Origin of the sequence: Streptomyces sp. NBC_01341 (genome assembly GCF_035946055.1) — a bacterium.
In the GTDB taxonomy this organism is placed as follows: Bacteria; Actinomycetota; Actinomycetes; order Streptomycetales; family Streptomycetaceae; genus Streptomyces.
This window is the reverse complement of the sequence record NZ_CP108364.1, coordinates 58,241-79,744: the sequence shown is the minus strand read 5'-3', so window position 1 is coordinate 79,744 and position 21,504 is coordinate 58,241. Positions and strand designations below refer to the sequence as shown.

At 64.2% G+C, this 21,504-nt stretch carries 12 protein-coding genes and 3 pseudogenes; 10 read left to right on the top strand and 5 right to left on the bottom strand.

All coding sequences use genetic code 11. The features are described 5' to 3' along the window. Window positions 1-96: 96 nt before the first annotated feature. Window positions 97-564, top strand: coding sequence for an ATP-dependent DNA ligase (locus OG206_RS00340; protein WP_327110939.1), 468 nt, complete (start codon window positions 97-99; stop codon window positions 562-564). 15 nt (window positions 565-579) lie between these two features. Here the strand turns inward: OG206_RS00340 and OG206_RS32535 are convergent. From OG206_RS32535 to OG206_RS00325, 4 genes and pseudogenes are all read right to left on the bottom strand, one after another. Further along, window positions 580-914, bottom strand: a pseudogene (locus tag OG206_RS32535) (IS30 family transposase); the annotation flags it as partial. Between the two features lie 120 nt (window positions 915-1,034). Then, window positions 1,035-1,427, bottom strand: a complete 393-nt coding sequence (locus tag OG206_RS00335) for a hypothetical protein (RefSeq protein ID WP_327110937.1) — start codon at window positions 1,425-1,427, stop codon at window positions 1,035-1,037. After that, window positions 1,399-7,860, bottom strand: coding sequence for an RHS repeat-associated core domain-containing protein (locus tag OG206_RS00330; RefSeq protein ID WP_327110935.1), 6,462 nt, complete (start codon window positions 7,858-7,860; stop codon window positions 1,399-1,401). The genes OG206_RS00335 and OG206_RS00330 overlap by 29 nt, the downstream gene beginning before the upstream one ends. A gap of 144 nt (window positions 7,861-8,004) precedes the next feature. Next, entirely contained in the window at window positions 8,005-11,676 is a 3,672-nt protein-coding gene (locus tag OG206_RS00325) for a LamG domain-containing protein (protein ID WP_327110933.1), read from the bottom strand. A 973-nt stretch (window positions 11,677-12,649) separates the two neighbouring features. Here OG206_RS00325 and OG206_RS00320 point away from each other — a divergent pair. Next, window positions 12,650-12,952 (top strand): hypothetical protein, encoded by a 303-nt coding sequence (locus OG206_RS00320; protein ID WP_327110931.1) that lies wholly within the window; start codon window positions 12,650-12,652, stop codon window positions 12,950-12,952. 15 nt (window positions 12,953-12,967) lie between these two features. Here the strand turns inward: OG206_RS00320 and OG206_RS00315 are convergent. Beyond that, window positions 12,968-13,911 (bottom strand): annotated as a pseudogene (locus tag OG206_RS00315) (IS5 family transposase). A gap of 111 nt (window positions 13,912-14,022) precedes the next feature. On the opposite strand from OG206_RS00315, the pseudogene OG206_RS00310 reads away from it, so the two are divergent. From OG206_RS00310 to OG206_RS32525, 8 genes and pseudogenes are all read left to right on the top strand, one after another. Then, a pseudogene (locus tag OG206_RS00310) lies at window positions 14,023-15,704 on the top strand (ISAzo13 family transposase). A gap of 63 nt (window positions 15,705-15,767) precedes the next feature. Further along, a complete protein-coding gene (locus OG206_RS00305; protein WP_327110929.1) occupies window positions 15,768-16,214 on the top strand; it encodes an SRPBCC family protein in 447 nt (148 codons plus the stop codon). Window positions 16,215-16,356: 142 nt separating this feature from the next. After that, window positions 16,357-17,271 carry a transposase family protein gene (locus OG206_RS00300; protein WP_327110927.1) on the top strand — a complete coding sequence of 305 codons (915 nt, stop codon included), beginning with the start codon at window positions 16,357-16,359 and terminating at the stop codon, window positions 17,269-17,271. A gap of 148 nt (window positions 17,272-17,419) precedes the next feature. Beyond that, window positions 17,420-17,725 (top strand): DUF6247 family protein, encoded by a 306-nt coding sequence (locus tag OG206_RS00295; protein WP_327110925.1) that lies wholly within the window; start codon window positions 17,420-17,422, stop codon window positions 17,723-17,725. Then, window positions 17,722-17,982 (top strand): hypothetical protein, encoded by a 261-nt coding sequence (locus OG206_RS00290; RefSeq protein WP_327110922.1) that lies wholly within the window; start codon window positions 17,722-17,724, stop codon window positions 17,980-17,982. Before OG206_RS00295 ends, OG206_RS00290 begins: the two co-directional genes overlap by 4 nt. Before the next feature lie 171 nt (window positions 17,983-18,153). Further along, the gene (locus OG206_RS00285) at window positions 18,154-20,154 is read left to right on the top strand and encodes an AAA family ATPase (RefSeq protein ID WP_327110920.1); all 2,001 of its coding nucleotides are present in this window, start codon (window positions 18,154-18,156) and stop codon (window positions 20,152-20,154) included. Between the two features lie 96 nt (window positions 20,155-20,250). Further along, window positions 20,251-21,332, top strand: a protein-coding gene (locus OG206_RS32530; protein WP_442805777.1) for an IS630 family transposase whose coding sequence is annotated in 2 segments (ribosomal slippage) — window positions 20,251-20,697 and window positions 20,700-21,332 — 1,080 coding nt in all. Because the reading frame shifts where the segments join, the coding sequence is not laid out codon by codon here. Between the two features lie 13 nt (window positions 21,333-21,345). Further along, window positions 21,346-21,498, top strand: a complete 153-nt coding sequence (locus OG206_RS32525) for a DUF6228 family protein (protein WP_442805933.1) — start codon at window positions 21,346-21,348, stop codon at window positions 21,496-21,498. Window positions 21,499-21,504 lie beyond the last annotated feature (6 nt).

The following is a 21,504-nucleotide window of genomic DNA, read 5'->3' as shown; positions in this document are numbered from 1 at the left end:
GCAGTCGTGAATGGCAACGAGCGTTCGCGGGGAGCGTCGAGCGGTCCAAGGGGCCGGCAGCTACTGAACGTAGTGACTGCTCATGATCACGCGGAAATGCTCGCCGAATCGCGGATCCTAGACCAGCTCAGCTTCACCGCCTTGCAGCGCCGGGCGACCGCCGTCCGCCAGGCCAAGGTCCTGGCTGCCGAACTGCCCGCGCACTTCATCGCCTTCGACGTCCTCCAAGTCGACTGGCGGGAGCTTCTGGACGATCCCCTGTGGCGGCGCCGAGAGATCCTCGAGGCGCTGTTCGCCGACCATCGGCTGACGCCGCTGTGGACGCTGCGCCCGTCGACCACCGACCTCGCCGTCGTGCAGGAGTGGCTGACCGAATGGACCGACGTCCCGGGTGTTGAGGGCGTCGTCGTGAAGTGCCGGGCCGGGCGGTACCGCCCGGGCGTTCGTGGATCCTGGTACAAGGTCCGCCGCCGCGCCACGACAGAAGCGATCATCGGCGGGATCACCGGCTCCCTCCGTCGCCCTCAGGTCCTCCTCCGACATGAGCGGGCGTCTGCGGTGTGAGGCTGGGGGATGTCGAGTGGACGGACTGCGGCCCATCTCCGCGACGATCTCTCTCACGACGGCCTTCTCCCGCAGCCGGTCCGCGATGTGGATCTGCTCGCCCTCACACAGCCTGAATGCGCCGGAAGGCGGCACCACCGCGGAAATTGGTGGTGCCGCCTTCTGTATACGGTCGGCGCTGCGCCCGTCACGCCACTTGTTGCCGCTCCGCCGGTCAACACCGACGATCCGGCAGGCTTCCGTGCTGCTGTATCCCCACTGCATCACGAGCCGTGAGTACGCCTTCCGCTCCCGGCGCAGCTTCACGTCCCCTGAGCGGTCGTCCGCACCTTGCGGATATCGAAGTCCATCGGGTGTTGTGACAACCACTAGAAGCTAAGGGGACAGCTGACCCTACGCTTTGGGCTTCGCGCGCGCCTGCGTGTCAGTGCTACCCGTAGGAGGGCAGCATCGACGTCAGCGAGTGTCTGTCAGAGACGCGAGATACCGCCGCTCCAGGGTAGTTCGTCTTCGAAATCGCACGCGGCTACGGCCTTTCCACCTGAACCCCAGATGACATGCAGGAGGTTTGATGCCTTGGCGATTATCACTGCGGAATCGACATCGGAGTTCAGCTCCAGTTCCACGGTGGTCGGCCACGTGATGAAATCTGACCCGGTAGTCCGTGCGTCAGAGTCCTCGTTATCGCGGATATCGACTGTAAGGCCTTCAGGATCTTCGGCGTGACCGAACCGTGAAAAGGGCGTCCGAAAGACGTCTGCCAGCAGTCCGAGCGTCCGTGCTCGGCTCAGCGAGACGTAAATTCTGCAGTATTCGTACTTCTCGTCGCCTGTCTCATCTGATGTCGATGTATGGGCCATCATCAAATTCTCCTCCGATCTTAATAACGGAAAGGTCTACCTTCACGCCGAGTGTCTCCTGCAGGGCATCCCGCACTTTACTGAGGCGTGGTTTAACGTCTCCAGCGGTGATCTTCCCTACTCTGATCGCGTGAATTCGAGTCTTATCGCGTGAAGACCCGGAGTTCGGTGTACCAAAAGACTCTGCGATCATTCTGTCGAACTTACGCGGAGGGACGAGGACTGCGATGTCCAAGTCCGAACCATCTGTGACGTGCTGAGATGCTCGACTACCCTGCACAGATAGCTTGCCGATATCGCCTACACCCCGTTCCCGTAGCATGGACGATATTTTTGAGAATTGACTAGAGCTGATGCCTTGTGGCACACCGAACTTACGTTCAATGCTGCTCCCTCTTAGCCCGAAGAATCCGAGTGAACCACCGGTCATGCCGGAGGCTACTCCAACTTTGAAGAGAGCATTCCGCACATCGCACAGCCCGTCGTCGACCGCGCACGGAAGATCCGGCATGGCGGCGGTAGTCGACCCTTGATCGAGAGCTCCGGGACCCGTTCCCATGGCCCAGTGCTTCTTCTCCGGCGGCTTTTTGGGTCCGACCTTGAGGCTGACAGCCTTGGTGTAGCCAGATTTCCTGTTGTAGGAGGTGTAAGTGGTGAGTGAGTACTGTCTGTTCTGGTACGTGTAGTTCTGGTTGTTTACTGCAGACCAGCCCCAGGACCAGCCGCCGCCGCCGTTGTAGGTCCAGGTCTCGTACTTTTCGTCGCCTGACTTGGTGTGGCCGACGATGCATGTGCCAGAGCCGCCGCATGCGCCGTCGGGCCGAAGGCCGGTCGGGTCGGCGAGGGTGACGGGTGTGTTGTTGGCATAGGCATAGCCGTTGAGTGACTCGTGGTCCTCGGGAGCGAGGATCGGGTCGACGCTGATGAAACGGCCGGTGTCTGTGTCGTACTCGCGTGCGCCGACGTGCGTCAGTTGCGTGTTTGTGTCTTGTGGCTTACCGAGGAACGTTTTGTCGTCGGGCCATGCCTGGGGCTTGGTTCCGCGAGTCTCGCCGAACGGTGCGGTGTAGCGGCGGGTGAGCTTCTGTGTGGTGGCGTCGACGACGAGTGAGGCGGTGTTGTGGTGGTCTGAGACTTTCCAGCTCAAGCCGGTGTTGGTCCGTACTGCGGACCCGTTGCCAGCACTGTAGGAGCGCTGGCCGGTGAACTGCTTGGTGGTTGTGTCGTAGTGGACTTCTTGACCGCCAAGGTAGAGGACTGCCTCGGTGGGGCCGCTGCGGATGAGGAGCTCGCCTGTTGCGCTGTAGAGGTAGGTGGTTGTCTTACCGTCCTCTGTGAGTGACGCAAGGTGTCCTTCGACATCCCAAACCAGGTTTTGAGTGCTTTTCGAACCCGGCCTGGATTCGGTGTTGCCGCTTTTATCGTAGGTGTAGCTGCTGGTGGCTCCGGACGTGGTGCGGCTTGTGAGGGTGTGGGGCTGGCCCGCGCCGGTGCTGGAGACCTCGGGGTAGTTGTGGGTGGTGACGGTGGTGCCGCTGGATGAGTGGGCAGTCTGGGTGTCTCGCAGGCCGGCTGCGGTGTACGTCCAGCTGGTCCAGTAAGGGGCGGGGCCCCCCAGATTATTCGCCGCGGGTGCGGCTGTGCAGGCGGTGTCTGCCGGAGTCCATGCTTGCGTCAGCCGCTTGTGTCCGTCGTAGGCGAAGCACTGGGCGTCAGAGGTGGCCTTGTCCTTGACCGAGGTGACGTTTCCGCTGTCGTCGTAGGTGTAGTTGACGTCGCTGGTGTTGCCGGGGTTGGTGTCGTCCAGCGAGCGGGAGTTGGCTAGCCGCCTGGTGCCGCTCTCGTAGCTGTTGAGGATCTGCATCCGCTTGGCCGCAGAGGAGGTGCCGAGCAGGGTCTCTTCTACGTCGCCGAGCGGCGAGTAGCCCACCGACCGAATGTAGTCGGTGTCGCCCTTGACCGAGGTGACCATGCCGAGAGCGTTGTGCCCGTAGGCGACCGTCTCGCCAGGCAGACCGCCAGCCGCCGGAAGACGTACGCTCTGCGTGCTGCCGTCGGCGTTGAAGATCTGGTTGGTGGTGTAGGAGCTGGGGGCACCCGCGACGACGAGAGGGTCTGTTGCCGCAAGTACAGTCTTCGACTCGGTTGCGCGATAAAGGCCGTCGTACTTGACCACTTGGTCCGAGTAGACCCTGCTCCCGGTCTGGCCTACACCGCCGACGTAGCGAACCGAAGCGGCGGGCAGCCCCTTCCCGTTGGGCACGCTGTCATAGGTGAGGCGTGTCAGCTGGTGGGCGTTGTCCTTGATGCCGTCCCAGGTGCCGATGGTGCGACCCAGTGCGTCGTAGTCAAACACGACGGTTTTGTCGCGGGCATCGGTGGTGGACAGGACTTGGTCGGCGTCGTCGTACGACGTCTTGGTCCTGCCGGAGTCGGGGTCCGTCTGTTCGGTCAGCCGGCCGCGCAGGTCGTAGGTGTAGGTCCAGACTGACTGATCAGGGCCAGTCATGGTCTTGACCTGGCCGGTAGGCCAGTAGGTGTAAGTGGTCTTCGTGTAGTCGTTGCCTTCCGGCTTGGGACCGGCGTATTCACGCCGCTCGGTCACCTGGCCTCTGCCGTTGGTGACGGTCAGAGTCCCCGAACCGCCATCGGCGGCGGTGGTGGCCACCCGGTCGCCTAGGTTTGCCGTCTTGGTGCGCCACTTCTCCTGGTCGTAGACCCGGAATATCGATTCGGTGGCGCGGCCGGCTCCGTCGACAACGGTTTCCGTGGAGGCGGGGACAGAACCGGGCAGGGTGCTGGCGAGTGCGCCTACCGGTGAGGTCTCGTCGTGGACATCAGTGTTCGTGATGGTAGCGAGTCCACGGTCGTCGTACAGGGATTCGGAGATCACCCTGCCACCGGAAGGCGAAGCTACCTGCTGCTGGCGTGATCGCAGCAGTGAGTCGAAAATTTCGTAGCTGTTGTCATAGGTCTTGCTGTCGGCCTTAATCGTGCCGGTGCGTACCCATGAGGCCACGGTGTTGCTGACGCTGTACTCGTACTCGATGCTGGCCGTGTCGCCGAGGGCGCGCACGCGGTCTGGCTGCCAGACGGCGGTGAGGCGGCCGAGGGCGTCGAATGAGTATTCGGTGGTGGATCCGTTGACGTCTACGGCTTTGGTGACCGAGCCCCATGCGGGGTCGATGGTGCTCGTGACGGTGTAGCCCTTGGGGTCAGTCACTACGCTTCCGGTGACCGGGCCGTATCCGCTGGGTGGCGGGGTGTACGTGGTGGTGGTGGTTCGGTTGAGGACGTCCGTTGTGCTGGCGAGGCGCCCGAGAGCGTCGTAGGTATTGGTGGCCAGGGGTTGGTAGTCGGGACGGCCGGCGGTGTAGCTCTTGAGCCGGGCCATCGCTGTGGCGTCGCCCGCAGTAGGTGCGCTGCCGATCGGCTGGTTGTCGTATGCGGTCGTAGTGTCGGAGATGGTGTCCTTGGGCAGCTGTGGCGTAGTGCCGCATGCGACTGCGTAGGACTCGACGCGGGACGGGAGGCTGATCAACCAGGCGTCGGTGTTGTGGACGTAGGTCGTCTTGGTGCAGGTCTCGTCACCAATAGCCGCGTCGTCGCCTGCGTCAGCGATGCTGATGGGACTGCCGTAGGTGGTGTCGAAGGTTGTGGTGGACGACTGGGTTCGGTACGTGCCGTCTGGCTGTCGCTCCCGTTTGTGAGCGGTCGCGGTATTGACGAACCAGGCTTCGGTCGTGCCCCAGGTGTAGGCGTGTGAGGCGGTGCGCTGTGACCAGGGGTCGTTGATAGTCGTGCCCACGACGGTGGCACCGTCGAACGTGGTGCTTTCGCGGAGGAATCCTGCGTACTGGCGAGAGTCCTCGAGGACCTTTCCGGTGGAGTCGGTGGTCTTCTCGTCTCTGGGGGTGCCGTCCTTTTCTTTTTCGCCGTCCAGACCGCGCATGAAGAGGTCGGTCTGCATGGTCCGGGGGCCGGTGGCGTCACCGGTGGTGGTGGTGACCTTGGCGTAGCCGCGCCATTGTGCCCAGGTGCGGTACTTGTCCTTGCTCAGGCCCTCGTCGTCGCTGTACCCCCATCCCGCGCCGCGGTCGTCGACGCCGTAGGTGTTGTACGTCTCGATGGTGCGGCCGCCGGCCGTGGTCTCGTCCTGGAAGACGGACTCGACGACGTACTTGTGGAACCAGTCCAGGGTCGGCTCGCCGCCGTCACTGGCCCAGTAGACGGGGTAGCAGCGCAGGTCATTCTTGTCCTCCGCTACCGGCATGAGGGTGCCGCGGACGCACTGGACGTCGGAGTAGTTGACGGTGATGAGCGACCCGGTCTCGGACTTGATGGTCCGCACACGCCATTTGATGAAGGGAGCGATGTCGTCATTGGGGCTGTCAACGCGGTTGGACTTCTGAATGCCGCCGAAGGTCACCTTGGGCAGAGAGACCGATGTTCCCGCCTTGCCCGTGTTCTGAATCGACTCCAGCCACAGCGAGGGCTGGCTGACATCACCAGAAGCAGGGAAGGACTGTTCGAAGTGCCAGCCGTCCACGGAGCGGAAGTCAGTCTCAGCGCCGGCTCCGGTACCCGTGCCCTTCCATACCGAGGTAGTGACATCCGTCAGCCGCTTGCGAGTGAAGAAGGTCGGGCTGATCAGGAGCGGGCACGCCTTGCCGTCAGCACAGATCTGGTCGAACGGAACATCGGGCCAGTTTTTCTTCGTAGCGTCGGTCAAACTGCCGCAGCCGTCCGTGACGACGCAGCGTTCGGCGTAAGTGAATGTGACACGCTGGGAAGCCGGCTTGCTGAGCAGGCTGTCCGTGCGCAGACCGTACTCGATGCGGTCGAGGTAGCCGCCGCGGGTGTAGCCGGTGCTGGTGCCGGTCGTGGCGTTCTTGGCGTAGTTGTTCGATTCCTTGGTGTACCAGTAGGTGCTGGCATTGCCGTGGGTGTCGACGACATAGTCGAGGTTCCAACGCCAGGCCTGCATGCAGGAAGAGGCAGTGAAGGTCGAGGCATTGCACGGCTCGCCGCTGTCGTCCCCGAACACCGGTACGGTCCAGACGGAGTTCGTAACACGGCTGTTGTCGCTCTTCAGCTTGTGCTTCCCGAAGAAGTACTGGGTGCCGTCACCAGTGGTGACCTTCCAGTACTCACCGTTCGCGTCGCCGTTATCTAGCGAGGTATCGGTCAGACGCTCGACGCGTGAAGCATCGTCGCCCTTCAGCCGCCAGTTTGTGCTGGCGTTCTGAGACTTTTCGTCGGCACGGCAGGCGGAGTCGGTTGTGCAGGCCTTGACGAGCTCACTGGCCTTGCCGTTGAGGACGAGCGTGGCGTTGTCGTACTTCCAGCACAGGTCGCCCTTGCCCGACTGGCCGTCGTCCTTGCAGGAGCCATACTTGCGCTCCATATAGGACTCGGTGATCGAAAAGCCTTCACCGACGACGGAGGTCTGGTTGTTCTCCGAGCCTGTGCGCCCGTCCACGCTGCCGGAGTCGTAACCGATGTTGACGAGCGGCTCAGGGCCCGCGGTGGCAGGGGGGACCCGCAGCGGGTAGTTCCACGTGAAGGCTCCTGTGCTACCTCCGCCGTCCCACGAAGCGGACTGCGACAAAGGCGTGGCGCTGAAGTCGCCACCCGCAGAGCTTGCAGCAGCTACCGCCGCGAACACCATGGGCTGGACGCCGACAGCGGCGCTCATAGCCGCTGCTCTCGGAACAGTGGCGGTCACCACCTGGTCCTCGGTGCTGTTCTTCGACCCCAGGCCCTTCGGCGTCAGGCAAGTCGCCTTGGCAGGAGTGGTCAGCGCACACGCTGGCATCTGCATGAGCTTGAGGCGCGAGCCGTAGGAGCCGCCATAGGCCGAGGCGAACGACGAATAATCGAGAGAGACCCGCAGTTCCTGGCCGCTGGGCAGCTGCTCGGCGGGATCCACAGTGAACAGGAGCCCGTTGAGGCCCACCTTCTGCGCGGCGCCGTGCCCCAGAAGCTTCACCTTGGTCTCTACCGAAGGCGCGAGGCTCGGCGCCACCTGCAACCCTGACGCCTGCTTACCACGACGGGGGGTGGCAGCTGTTGAGAGGGCTATGGGCAAGCTTCCAGCACGCACCGACTTCGCGCCCACGGCAGGCAGTCTGAGACTTGCGCTTGCCGCATCCGGCCACCGCGTGTTCTTCAACCGCGTAGCCGTGTCAGCAGCCGCAGGGCGTGCCTTGTCCGCCGGAGCGTGGGATGTCTTCTTCGTGAAGGGCAGAACCTTGTCGATGCGGTCCTTGGGTGGGCTGGGGAAGTCCCGGTGGCTGGCTGCTGCGGCAGTGAACGAGTCGTACCCCGCGGGTATGACGACCTGCGGTAGGCAGGCGAGGGCGACGGCCAGGGCGCCGCGCTGAATCCAGCGCGAAACGCCCGCGGCTCGTCTGCCACGGGTAGGGGAGGTCACGGTGTGTGCATCCTTGCTTGAATTGGGACCCCTCAACTTCAGGGGCATGCCAGAAACGTCCTGCGGGAGCCCGGCGCTCCGTTACCAAAGAGCGCCGGCCTCCTCAGTAGACCGGTCGGAGAAGGGCAGTTGGGGAGCGGAGGTCTACTGCTCGGCGTAGTACAGGTCGCCGACCGTGGTCTCGTCCATGGCGCCCGCCCAGACACGGATGCCGGCTACCCAGCCGGGGAAGTAGTTCTGGGCCAGACCGTCCTTCCAGGTACGGCCGACGTTGAGCTTGCCGACCGCCTGCCAGGGGGTGTCGAAGACTTCGCCGTCCTCGTCGCTGAAGCGCTGAGCGTCGACATACAGGAAGAGGGCCCCCTGTTGGCTCTGGCCTGCAGAGTCCTTGGCCTGCTGCTGCGCATCGTAGACAGCGGTCAGACGCACCCACTCGTCCTTGGAGGCCGCACCGGATTCGACCGTGATCGTGGCCGGGCTGGCTGCGTCCTTGTTCGTGCGTCCGAATACCCAGCGCCCGACGCTGCTTCCTGCTGGCTGCTCGTACCACACGCCCCAGGAGGACTGCGTTGTGCCCGGCGTGCCGAGAACCTGAATCGTATGGGCTTTGGACGTGTCTGTGAGCTTGGTGCCGTCGACTCGGGCCCACACCGTGGCGGTGAAGGATCCCGTCTCGTCCACCACCGGACCGGGCCCGGCCGCACTACTGGCACTGCCGCTCAGTGCCATGACCTGGCGAGAGGGGATACTCGGATCGATTTCCTGGTCGATCAGCGACTGCGGGTCGATGCCGAGCGTGGCGCCGGTCAGTGACATGGCACGGTTATAGGCGGAAGCGTCGGCGATGGTGGTGCCGGTGGCCCTGGCGGGGTCCGTGGCGTCCCAGTCACCGACCTTTGCCGTGACGGGCGCGCCGGCCGTCCCATCGCTGTCATCGGTGTCCTCGGCCCGCGCGTGTGCGACGGCCTCATCTTCGCTCAGAGCCCGAGACCAGCTGTGAATGTCATCCACATCGCCGACGAACGGCTCCACATAGCCCGTACTGCTATGGAAACGGCCCACCTGCATCGGGCCGGTGGCCTCCCACGGGGTGGTGAAGGCGACTGGTGCACCTTGGGCCCTGCCGTTGACATACAGCTGCACCGTCTGAGCGCCCGCATCGTAGACCCCGGTCAGGTGAGTCCACACGTTAGGGACAGGCGACGCATCGGATACCGAACGAGCGGACGTAGGTGCGGCGATGTCGCTTGCGTAGCGTGAGAACGCCCACTTCTTCAAGCTGAATGAGTAGTGCAGAGCAAAAGCCGACAGCGTTGGTGCCTCTTGCGACAGAATGGTCTGGCTGCGGGAAACGTCACCAATCCTTACCCACGCCGAGACCGTGAAGGACTTGGAAGTATCCAGAGGCGACGCACTCGTGGCCGCATAGGCAGTGGTGCCGTTCAACCTGAGCGCGTGAGAGCCGACACGAGCCGTCGATACGAACGCGGCTGAGCCAGCTGGCACCAGAGGATGCTGTGTGGCAGTGGCGCTGTCCGTGCCGTCGTTGTCCAGATGCCAGATACCGGAAGGCGTCTCGGCACCGGCCACCCTGAACCGGTACTCGCCCTCCAGCGACGAATGACCCGCCGCGTCGTAACCCCACACCCGGATCACGTTCTCACCGGGCTGGTCGGGCGTGATATCGACGTCCTTGGCCGTGCCCACCGGCACCGTGATGGGAGGAGAAATGGCATTGCTGTTCAGCCGGTAGCGGTAGGAAACCACGTCGGAGTCAATCGCAGGGGTAGAGGGGTTCGTGTCACCCGGAGTGAAGGTAAAGGTGCCCTTGGTTCCCACGCCACCGGATGCGGGATGCGTCTCCGAGGGCTGGTAGAGGTTCGGATCCTTGCTGCTGATCAGCGGCTCGGGCGGGCTGTCGGTATCTACCTTGAAGTAGCACCAAGTTGACCAGCTCGACAGCAACGACCCGGTGACCCCACGGTCCGTCTTGTAGTAGGCCTCGGTTCGGGCCCGCATCTTGTACAGAGTCTGACCCGCTAGCGCGCTTGTGTCCGCACCGCGGATCGAAGGCGCCGCCCACGTGGTACTCGGCGAACTCACCCCCCACGTCTTCGCAGTCGCGCCCTCTTTCCACACCTCGAATTGGGAGCGCAACTGCGCTTGCGCACCGTCCGATGAACCTACGGGTGCAAGGACCTGAGGGGTGGTATCGCTGGTGACGAACGGGGCGGTCGCAGTACCGCATTTGGTGCCAGTAGTGCCCTGCCTGACTCCCAGAGAGGCTCCTGACGGCGTGTTCGGCGGGGACACGTACGTCACAGACAGCTTGGCGTCGTCTCGGAATCGGGCCCATGACGCAGTCGAATCCTCGTCGTGCGGATTCAGCGCGAAGGTGATCTGAGATTTCTTGTCTGTGATGTACTGCTGGACGGTCGGGGTGAGGTTCTCGTTCGCCTCATCCGGGTCCTTCACGTTGTCGCTGAAGTCCACCCAGTCTGAAGGCTGGGACGGGCTACACAGCGATCCCCTCCCATTTGCGACGTTTCGGTCACCCATCAGATCAACCTTGGCCGCCTGTGATCCCCACGTAGTGGTAGAGGAGATCCCGGCGCTCCTGTATTCCAGGAGGCTCAGGTCGTACCAACGTGGTGTACAGGTGAACGACCAGGTCTGGTACGCGGAGAACGTCGCGTCCACGACCTTCTTGCCGTACAGAGAGGCAAGCGGGTACTCGAAGAACAGACGTTGCCTGTACGGCGTGGATGAGCACAGGTAGCCGGCGTAGTCCTTGCAGTACCCGGTGCCCTTGTCGCCCTTGAACTCCCAGAACTTGTCACCATCCGAGGACAGCGCTGTCCAGTCGGACCGCACCAGAGCCGAGACTGGAGGGTCGACATAGACGGGGAAGACGGTATCCGAACCACGTAGAAGCTCCAGGTCAGGCGCAATCTCCACGCCGCCGTCCGTGATCTTCACTGGCAGCGTCGCTGTGTTGTCGCCGCTGCTTGGGCCCTGAGACGCAGCTTCCGGGTTGGCTTGATTTGCGGCGGACTCCTCGCCTTCAGCCATGGCGTGCTGAGCTGCGCGAGCACCGCTCTGGGCCTTGGCGACCGGGGTGATATCTCCAGCCGAGTCCCACATGTTGCCAGCGGGGGCCTCGAAGACCTTGGCCCCATCGCCATCGACGAAGCGCAGGCCGCCACCATCCCCCGGCAGCATACGAACCCCCGTGGCCGCTACGGCCATCCGTAGCCGCTCAAGCTCGGGGTTCTCGGCGGCCTTCGCTGTCTTGACGACAAGGACCTGGGAGAAGCCCGTGCTGGTCGCAGTGAGCTGCAGGTCCACGCCTGGCAGAACTTCTGCGTACGTCGCGGCATCCGAGTCGAGCGTCGGCTCAGGCAGCGCATCAGGCCACCCGAAGGTCAGGGACTTGCCGTCCCTTTGCAAGTTGACCATGGCGCTGCCTGGCCCACCGCCGGAGAAGGAGACCTGGGCGGTCGTCGAGCGTGCTTCGATACGACCGCCCGCTGTGCGCTCAAGAGTCGTGTCGATCGCCGCCCACGAACCATTGCCTCCACGGGCTCGCACCGGTGCGGCGTTCATTGTCTGCGTGAACGTACCGTCCGGGTTGGCGAAGGTCTGCGAGGTCTCACTGCGGGCTTCGTCGACCTCTACGGGCTTTCCTGTCTCGCCCGCGCGCGCCGCTGCCTCAGATTCCGGCGTCAAAGCTGCTGCGGCTTCTGGCTGTGGTGCAGCTGACGCTCCGTCGGTCAGAGGTGGCAATGCCGCGATGACGATCGTCGCAGCGGCCAACAGGCCGACTCTGTGGCGCGTAGAGCGCCACACTCCAATTTTCACAAATCTCACCCTACGCTTACATGATCTTTATGATTGTAAATATGTGCGGGTGGATCGGCTTCGGTCAATGGTGACGTGTGTCACGCCGTGGCGAGTAAGTGCAGGTCAGACGGATGGTGTAATGAGTGGCTAGAAGTAGACAGATTGGACCGCTTGTCGCTCTGGATCCGCGATGGCATCTATCGAATCCCGACAAGGTGGCAGTCGGGGCCGCCAAAAAATCGCAGTGCTCCTTCGCGATCGCTTGCGTGCGATCGTCCAGAACTGACCTATCGTCAGATGCAGGGGAAGCCAAAGAATGACGGCCTGTCACCCATGGAATTATCAAGGTGATGTAAGTCGCTTTGCGGCATCAAATTGACTGTGGGAAAGGGTAGTTGCGCAGTCCCCTTCTAACGGTAGACCTTCCTCCAAGGCAGGCGCGTCCAAGGAGCGACGCGCGTCGAGGCCGGTGATACGTGGGGGGACGGAGGTGGGAACTGGTGACGCACGTGACCGTGGGTACCAGGCCATCCGGAGCCGCTAGCTGTTCGGAGCTTGCAGGATGACGACAGATGGGCAGCTCAATCAGCCCTTGTCGACTCCCAGGCCAGATACAGACACTCGGCAGTACACGATTGAACAGGCCGAATGTACGAGCTCGCGAAGTCATGGCACAGCATGGATCGACGTTTTCAGGTCAAGACAGTGGGTGCTCTGCCCCCGCACCCCCGACCACCCTGCTGAGGGTGCTCGGAGGGGCAGCACGGGCCAGTTCGCGGTGGGGGTGGTGTGCGGGGTGGGTCCCTCGTTGGACGCTCCTCCGCACCATGCCCTAGGAGCTGTCCGGCCGATCATTGATGGCGTGCGTATGGCTGCTGCTTGGGGAGCCTGTAGCGACGGTCTGAAGTCGATTGCTGGACACCTGGTGCTGCGCGACCATCGTCGGATGAGTACGGATGAGGGTGGGAAGCTGAGGCGGGTTGTGCAGACGTGCTCCGCATACCCGTCGCAGTGGGATGCCTGGACGGCGGACGGCCAGTACCTGTATCTCCGATACCGGCATGGTGAGGGCTGCGTCGAGTGGCATCCCGGCCCTGAGGACGACGCTGACACGCCGGCGTCTTGGAACGAGGGCCTCTCCGGGCTCCTGATCGAATGGGACGACGGCAGCGGCAACGGCGTCATCAGCCTTGAGGACTTCCTCGCGGCAGCGGGCTTGGGGTTGGCGCCGGGCGCCTCGGTGAGTTGAGCTCCTGGCACCCGGTCAGGTGCGCAGCCAGATGAAGAGTGCGGCTGCGGTGACGGTGCCGAGGAAGACGTAGCCGCGCTTGTCGTAACGGGTCGCGACGGCGCAGGAGTTCTTTAGCCTGTTGATGGCCCTCTCGACGGTGTTGCGCTTCTTGTACCGCTCCTCGCTGAACCCCGGCGGCCGGCCACCTTGCGATCCTTTGCGCAGGCGGGCGGCCTGGCTGTCGGCCTTCTCCGGGATCGTGTGGTGGATGGCGCGCCGTCGCAGATGCTGGCGGCAAGGGCCGTTGCTGTATGCCTTGTCGGCTGCGATGCTGTCGGGTTTCTTGCGGGGCCTGCCAGGTCCGAGCCGGAGGACCCGGATCTTCTCCAGCACCGGTATGAACTGGGTGCAGTCGGCTCGCTGCCCCGGCGTGACGATCAGGGACAGCGGGCGGCAGCGGCCGTCCGCGCTCAGGTGGATCTTGCTGGTGAAGCCGCCACGCGAACGACCCAGGCCCTCGCCTCCCGCACCACCTCCACCAGCCGGCCGCCGAGGCTCTGCCACGGAGTTTCGTCCTGGTGTTCCAACGACTCGTCCCCCTTTGAGCCGGCAAGAGCCGGTGGGGGATCGATGCGGGCGCCGGCCGCGTGCTGGTGCGCGCGCACGATGGTGGAGTCCACCGAGACGTCCCAGTCGATCTCCCCTGCCGCGTCGGCCGCGGCCTGGACCTGCTGCAGCAGCCGTTCCCAGGTTCCGTCGGCAGACCAAAGCCGATGGCACTCGTAGACCGTCTTCCACGGCCCGAACCGCTCTGGCAGATCACGCCAGTGAACCCCGGTCCGAACCCGGTGAAGAATCCCGTCGATCACCTGTCGATGATCACGCCACCGCCCACACCGACCGTTGCTCACCGGCAGGAACGGCCGCAGCCGCTCCCACTCGGCGTCCGACAGATCGCCACGTTCTCCCTGCCCCATAACGGAAACAACGAGCAGACCAGGCGACAGTCACATGATCGGCCGGACAGCTCCTAAGGGCTTGCCGGGAATCAAGTCGTGGCTTCCAGCTGTCGGCCTCGTTGTTCTGGTATGGGGAGACCGGAGGGGGCCGAGGATGTCCTGGCGGCGAAGTTCCAGGTGTTGTTGCCGTATCTCGATGAGCGTCAGCGTCGGCTGGCCATAGGGGCGGAAGCACTTCGCTGGGGCACGGTGGGATCAGACTCGTTGCCGCCGCGGCCGGGGTTCGGGAGGGCACAGTCTCGCGCGGAGTGGCCGAACTGGAGTCTGGTCAGGTGTTGTTGGGGCGAGTTCGTCGTCCTGGTGGGGGCCGGAAGAGGGCAGCGGACCTTGATCCCGGGCTGCGGCCGGCTTTGCTTGGGTTGGTCGAGCCCGACGAGCGGGGCGACCCGATGTCGCCGCTGCGGTGGACGACGAAGTCGACCCGGAAGCTGGCAGCGGAGCTGACCCGGCAGGGCCATCGGGTCTCCGCCGACACGGTCGCCGGCCTGCTGCGGGAGGAAGGCTTCAGTCTGCAGGCCAACGCCAAGACCATCGAGGGTGCTCAGCACCCCGACAGGGATGCCCAGTTCCGCTACCTCAACGAGCGGGCACGAGATCACAGGGACGCCGGTGACCCGGTGATCAGTGTGGACAGCAAGAAGAAGGAACTGATCGGCGACTACAAGAACGCCGGGCACGAATGGCAGCCCGCAGGGCAACCCGTCAGGGTCAAGACCCACGACTTCCCAGGCCAGGCCGAGAAGGCGATTCCGTACGGGATCTATGACATGGCAGCGAACACCGGCTGGGTCAGCATCGGCACCGATCACGACACGGCGGCGTTCGCCGTCGCCTCGATCCGACGCTGGTGGCAGGCTCGCGGCCGACACGACTATGCCCGTGCCCGCCGGCTGCTGATCACCGCTGACGGCGGGGGCTCCAACGGCTACCGCACCCGCGGCTGGAAGGTCCACCTCGCCGACCTCGCTGCAGAGACCGGCCTTGAAATCACGGTGTGTCATCTGCCGCCCGGAACCTCTAAGTGGAACAAGATCGAGCACCGGCTGTTCTCCCACATCACCATGAACTGGCGAGGCAGACCCCTGACCAGCCACGAAGTCATGATTCAGACCATCGCCGCGACCACCAGCCGCACCGGTCTCACCGTGCATGCCGAACTCGACAGCGGCGAGTACCCCACCGGCATCCGCGTCAGCGACGACGAGATCGCCGCCCTGCCCATCAACCGCCATCGCTTCCACGGCGACTGGAACTACACCCTCCACCCCCAGCATCCGATGGACACGGCGACCGCCAGCAGCACACCGGGCGAGGCCCTGGCGAGCAGACCGACTCACCTCACGCGGCATTCACTCCAGGACCCGGAACTGACCGGGATGGCCCGCCGACAGCTCAGCGAACTCATCGACTCATTGACACCAGCGATGGAGGACCAACGCGAACAAGTGCTCCGCGCACGCCGGGGCCACGAGCGCCTGGTGGCCCCCGGCACCGGTGCCAAGGCCAAGCTCACCTCAGCCGACCGGGTCCTGGTCACCGTGCTTCACCTGCGAAAACTCGCAACCATGGACCTCCTGGGGCAGCTCTTCAACACCACCGCCATGACCATCAGTCGCGCAGCGAAAGACGTCCGCCCCCTCCTGAAAGCCCACGGCATTCACATCCCTGCCTCGACCGCCCGATTCCGCACACCAGTCGACATCGCGAGGTTCCTCGACCTCGACACGACCAAGATCAAACCGACGTGTTGATTCCCGGCAAGCCCTTAGAGCTCGTAACACGATCATGGTGAGACGCGGTCTACCCTTGTTGGGGTGTCGTCCCTCGCTGTTACTGCTTCTTCGCACTCATCGGCGTCTGCCGCCATCGTCTACGCGGCGCTCCTGGATGCAGAATCCTGGCCGTTGTGGTCCGCCCACGCCGACATCGAGTGGGATGTGCCTGCGGGAGTCGACCGGCCGGCACGCGTGGATGACCTGCGCACCATCCGTTCCCATACTGGGCGTGTGTGCTGCCGCGAGCGCGTCGTCGAGATGATTCCCGACCAGCGGTTCAGCTACGAACAGACCGCAGGTCTGTTCACCTCTCATCGAGGGTCTGTGGACCTGGCCCGAGCCTCCCATGGCGGCACCGACATCACCTGGTCAGCGACCTACCGACACACCCTCCCTCTCCTGGACATGCTCAGGAGACGGCGTCTGCAGGTTTGGGTCCAGGATCTCGCGTCATACGCCAACTCGATCGTGAGCCGTAACTCCTAGAACTGCAGTGCAGATTCATGATCCGAACTTCTTCAGGCGTCTCCAGCAGATGAGGCTGCAGCCCAAGGAGACTAACGAGCTGGTGCGTGATTGCGCGTGAGGTGTTCTTGCTGGTGGGTGGCATGATCCGGATGTGGCGATCATGGTCAGTCGGACGGTTCTCGCGCATCAGGTGTTCACAGGGGTTTCTCGGGGGCATCTCGCGTACCTGGTTGAGGAGTTGGCCGACCCTTGGCAGGCGGTGGTCGAGGGGCGTCGTCACAAAGCCCGCGGCGGGGCCAGGCAGCGTGAGGCAGGAGCCGGTGTCCGGCATCGGCTGGTGTTCGTCGACCGGCTCGTGGCCACGCTGATTCATCTGCGGCACGATTTGCCGCATGCAGCGTTGGGGCTGCTGTTCGACGTCGACCGCTCTACCATCACCCGTGCGATCGGCGAGATGCGAGGGCTGCTGGCCGAGCGGGGATGTGCGGTCCCGGACCGGCCCGGCCTGCGGCTGCGGACCTTGGCGGATGTGTTCGCATACGCCCAGGCCGAAGACATCGAGCTGCGGCTGGACGCCACCGAAGTCCAGGTCCGCCGGCCCCCGGCCGGCCGCGGCGGACGCCGTGTCTTCGTCTCGGGGAAGAAGAAGCAGAACACGATGAAGGCCACCGTCGTTGCCGACCATGAGGGCCGCACGCTCTGGACCGACGCCCTGCGACCAGGGCGGATGCATGACGCGACCGCTGCACGCAACGAGGGCATCGGTACCTGTTTCCAGCACTTCTCCGACGTGGAAGTCCTCCTGGACGACGGCTACCTCGGACTCCGCCGCGACCATCCCGGCCAAGCGGTGACGCCGCCGAGGAAGGGAAACAAGATCAGCCCTCCCGAGGTCCTCGAAGCCCGCCTACGAGCCCGGCACCGGCACTCCTCGAAGCGCATCACCGTCGAACACGCCCTCGCCGATCACAAACGCTGGAAGCAATTGGTCCGCTGGACCCACCGCCGGGAGAACCTGCCCGCCACCTACCGGGCCATCGCCGGCCTCGTCTCCGACCGCAACACCACCGACTGACAAAAACCCCCCGGTCAGGCATCCACGTCTCAAACGCAATCACGCACCAGCTCGTTAGAGCGGGGCTGCCGCAATGTTCCATGCCCCCATCCACGGACCCCCGACGCGCGTACCGTGGTGGCATCAACCTCCCGGGAGGGACAAGCCGATGAGCGCGCAGCCTGACCACGCCCCCGTCACGCCCTACGCCCCCGCTCCAGGAGCTCCGGCCGAGCTGCTCGCCCAGCTGCGCGCCGATCGCCGCTCCACGCGGTGGGTGCCGGCCTTCGAGCAGGAGTGGGCGGCCGCCCTCGAGGAGTCACGCCGGACGTTTTCGCTCGGTGCGCTGTACGAAGTCATTCAGGTCTGGCAGGCTCGCCTCGCCTCCGCGCCGACAGTGGACGCGTTCCTCGACTCAGGTCGGGACGACAGCGCCTTCATGGACCTGCAGGAGATCCGGAGAAAGCGCCGGTGACCAGTCAGCCGTATGCGGTCAGGATCTCGGCGCAGGCCGCGAAGGTACTCGCCGAACTGCCCGACCACGCGGAAGAGACGGTGTGGGACGTGCTCGATGCCGCCGCGGCCAGCCCGTGGGGGTTCACACAGTGGGACGCCGACGACCCTGAAGGCGAAGACATCCGCATCGCGTCCGTCGGCCAGCTGTCCGTCATCTTCTTCGCCAACCGCATCCTGCGCCACCTGTCCGTGCTGGACATCGTCTGGCTCGGATAGACGGGGCGTAGGTGCCCGGCTGACGTCACCCTTCCTGGCCAATCCTCCAGTGAGGGCACTAGGACCGAAGCTGCGAGGTTGTCGTCGACTTCTCCGTGGATGCGGGCTGGCATCCTTTGAGCGGCTGGCTGCTGTAGTGACATGATCCCGCTCTCAAGGGGAGGCGGGGCAGTGAAGGTCACACGCATTGAAGCGCAGAACTTTATGTCATTTAGCAGGCTCGACTTGCCGTTGGATGCAGGCACGACGGTGGTAACTGGCCCCAACGCTGTGGGTAAGTCGAATCTGGGCCGGATCATCGACGTGGCCCGCCTGGTGGTGGCCTCGCACGCCAGCTCACAGGTCCAGGAGCAGTTGGACCTGTATGCACGGGCTCCTCGCCACGGTGGCCGAGGTTTTCGGGTGATCATGGACATCGAGATGGACCAGCCCTGGGAACAGGAGCTTGTCGCCACCTTCGTTCGCGCCGTCTACGTATCCAGTGTCTATCACAGCCCGCCGCAGGGACCTTCCGCGGAGTGGCGGGACCGGGATGCCCGCCGTCGACTGGCCCCGGATAGCACCCATCTGCTGCTCCGCGGTTCCATCGTTGTCATCTACGACGAAGGAGCACAACCGCGCTGGCGGGCTAGATGGGACCATTCGGCCACCGGAGATCTTTACGCTAACCAGTCGGTCTGGTCAATAAACTTGCAGACGGGATCCACAGTACTTCGCGCCACTGGTGACGCCACGGGGAGGTCGCTAACTTTGGCGGATGCCTGGCGGCGCGTGTTTCCCGAGGACGAAATCAGCCCTACCGCGACGAGTCCGAAGCTCGACTTCATGCGAATCTTCACAGAGCTTGACCAACCAATTCTTCTCTCGGCCCGTAGCCACGGCACTGCCATACGTAGCGACGGCAATGCCGTGCCGCTGCCGGACAGCGTGCGGGATCTACACCTGCTGCTGGGCTACAACACGAGCGACGACCGGACCGTCGACTTCGCCCATGTCCTGAACGCAGTTCTCCAGCGCGGGATTGCACTCACCGACAATCGACGCCTGCCGCTGGATCGGTCATTCAGTTTGGAGAACGTCGGCAAACAAGCAGACCTTGAGGACGGAAGCCAGGTCCCCTCGGAGCTTTACCGGCTCAAGAACGGCCCGCTGCCCCTCAGACAGCGCTACCAACGGATTCAAGACCGCTTCAGAGAACTGGTTGGCACTGGGTTCGATGTCCTGGCCACCCCCGACCCCGGGCAGTCGGGACACTTGCTGATCGATGTCACAGTGGCTGAGGGCGACTACGAGTACCCGATCGCATTCTCTGGTGCCGGCCGACAAGAAGCACTCTTCCTCAGCACCATTCTCGTGGGAGACCCCGGACGGGTCATCGTGCTGGACGAACCCGGCGTCCACATCGAGCCCACCCTGCAGCGCCGCATCACGCAGGCAAGTTCCGACGATACCCAGTGCCTGGTCATCACCCACAGCGCCGACCTTGTCCCGGTGTCAGCGCCCAGTGACCTGTCAAGGATTCTTCGGCTCTCCCTCTCGCCCGCTGGTAGCAAGGCCCACCGGGCCGACCAGCTTGAGCCCAAGACCCAAGCGCGATGGCTGCAGGTTCTAGGCCTACGTGACACACGCTCTCTTCTGTTCTGCGCTGGTGCCGTGTTGTGTGAGGGAGCGACAGAAGTCGGGGGCCTGGGCACATGGTGGGAAAGCAGCAGCACCCCACCTAGCAGCGCCAACTTCGCTCTGATTGACGTAGGCGGAGACAAGGCCTTCGGTCGCTATATCGAGTTTCTGGAAGCCTTCCAGATTCCATGGTCCGTCATCGCAGACGGACCTGCACTGCACCCGGGAAGCAGCCTGCATCGACAGCTGAAAGAGGAAGGCCTGCTTCCCGCCACGGAACCCAACAGTGCGACACCCGTATTCGACGAATGGAAGGACTTCTGGAGGAGCAACGGGGTATTCAGTGTCGCTGACACCTTCGGAAACGACGGTTCGCACGCCGGGGAATTCGAAGCTTACCTCCAGCGACTGAATCCGCACCTACTTGCCCAGCTCAACGGGGAAAGGAGTAAACCTCGGCTCGGAGCCGCATTCGCCAATCAGCACCCCATGCCTCCCGAGATCGCCAGCCTGTACAGGGACGTCCGGGACCGTCTGAGTCCTTCTGCCTGACGACGGCACGCGGTAAACGGCAAAGCCTTACTGAGGTTGAACGCGTGGTGTCGTAGGGGGTGACGGCTGGCCGGTGGCTGCGGTATCACCGGAGTCATGCGGTATCCACAAGGGGGCGGGCTGACCGCCGAACGGCAGCAGTTCCGCGAAGAGTTACGGCTCCAGGCGGCCGAGCGGTTCGCCCGGGGCGAGGGCAGTACCGCGATCGCCCGAGATCTGCGGGTCAGTGTCCGCTCGGTCCAGCGATGGCGTCATGCGTGGGCCGAGGGCGGCCCGCGATCCCTGCGGTCGCAGGGACCGGCATCACTGCCGAGGTTGAGCGATCAGCAGTTCGCTCAGCTGGAGGCGGAGCTGGCCAAGGGGCCGGCCGCGCATGGCTGGGAGGACCAGCGCTGGACGCTGAACCGCGTGAAGACGGTGATCGGCCGACGCTTCCATCTGACGTACACGATCCAGGGTGTGCGGAAGCTGTTGGTGCGTAACGGCTGGTCCTGCCAGGTCCCGGCCCGTCGTGCCATGGAGCGGGACGATGATGCGGTCGCGGGGTGGGGCAAGGAGGTGTGGCCCCGCGCGGAAGATTAGCGGCGGCCCGTGGGGCCTGGCTGGTCTTCGAGGACGAAGCCGGGTTCTCCATGACGCCGCCGCAGGCCAAGACATGGTCACCACGAGGCCGCACCCCGATGGTCCGGGTCCGCGGCCGTTCCCGCCGCCGGCTCTCCATAGCCGCGCTGACCTGCTACAAACCCCGCCACCGATCCCGGCTGATCTACCGACCGCGGCGGGACGACGGCCGGCGTGACGGGCGCAAAAGCTTCTCCTGGCGTGACTACCGGGACCTGCTGGTCGCCGCCCACCAACAACTCGGCGGCCCGATCGTCCTCGTCTGGGACAACCTCAACGTCCACAAAGCCGCAGGTCTGCGGGAGTTAGGTCTGCGGGAGTTCGCCGAAACCCGGGACTGGCTGACCATCCACTACCTGCCGCCCTACGCACCCGACCTCAACCCCGTCGAAGGCATCTGGTCCCTCCTGCGGCGCGGCTGGCTCTCCAATGTCGCCTTCTCCACACCAGAGCACCTCATCCGCACAGTCCGGAGCGGCCTACGGCACATCCAGTACCGCAGCAACCTCATCGACGGCTGCCTCACCGAGACCGGCCTGACCATCCGACCCCCCTGACTGGCAGCACGACATCCCGAGTTCAACCTCAGTAACCTGGACCCTGCGCCCCTGGCCGAAGGCCGCGGGCGGCTGGGGCGCATCAGTGACCACCTGGCTGGAGGCGGGCGAGCAGATGGCTTCCTTGGCTTCCGATATCCGGCAATTCCTCGTCGGAGAGCAGTAGTGACAT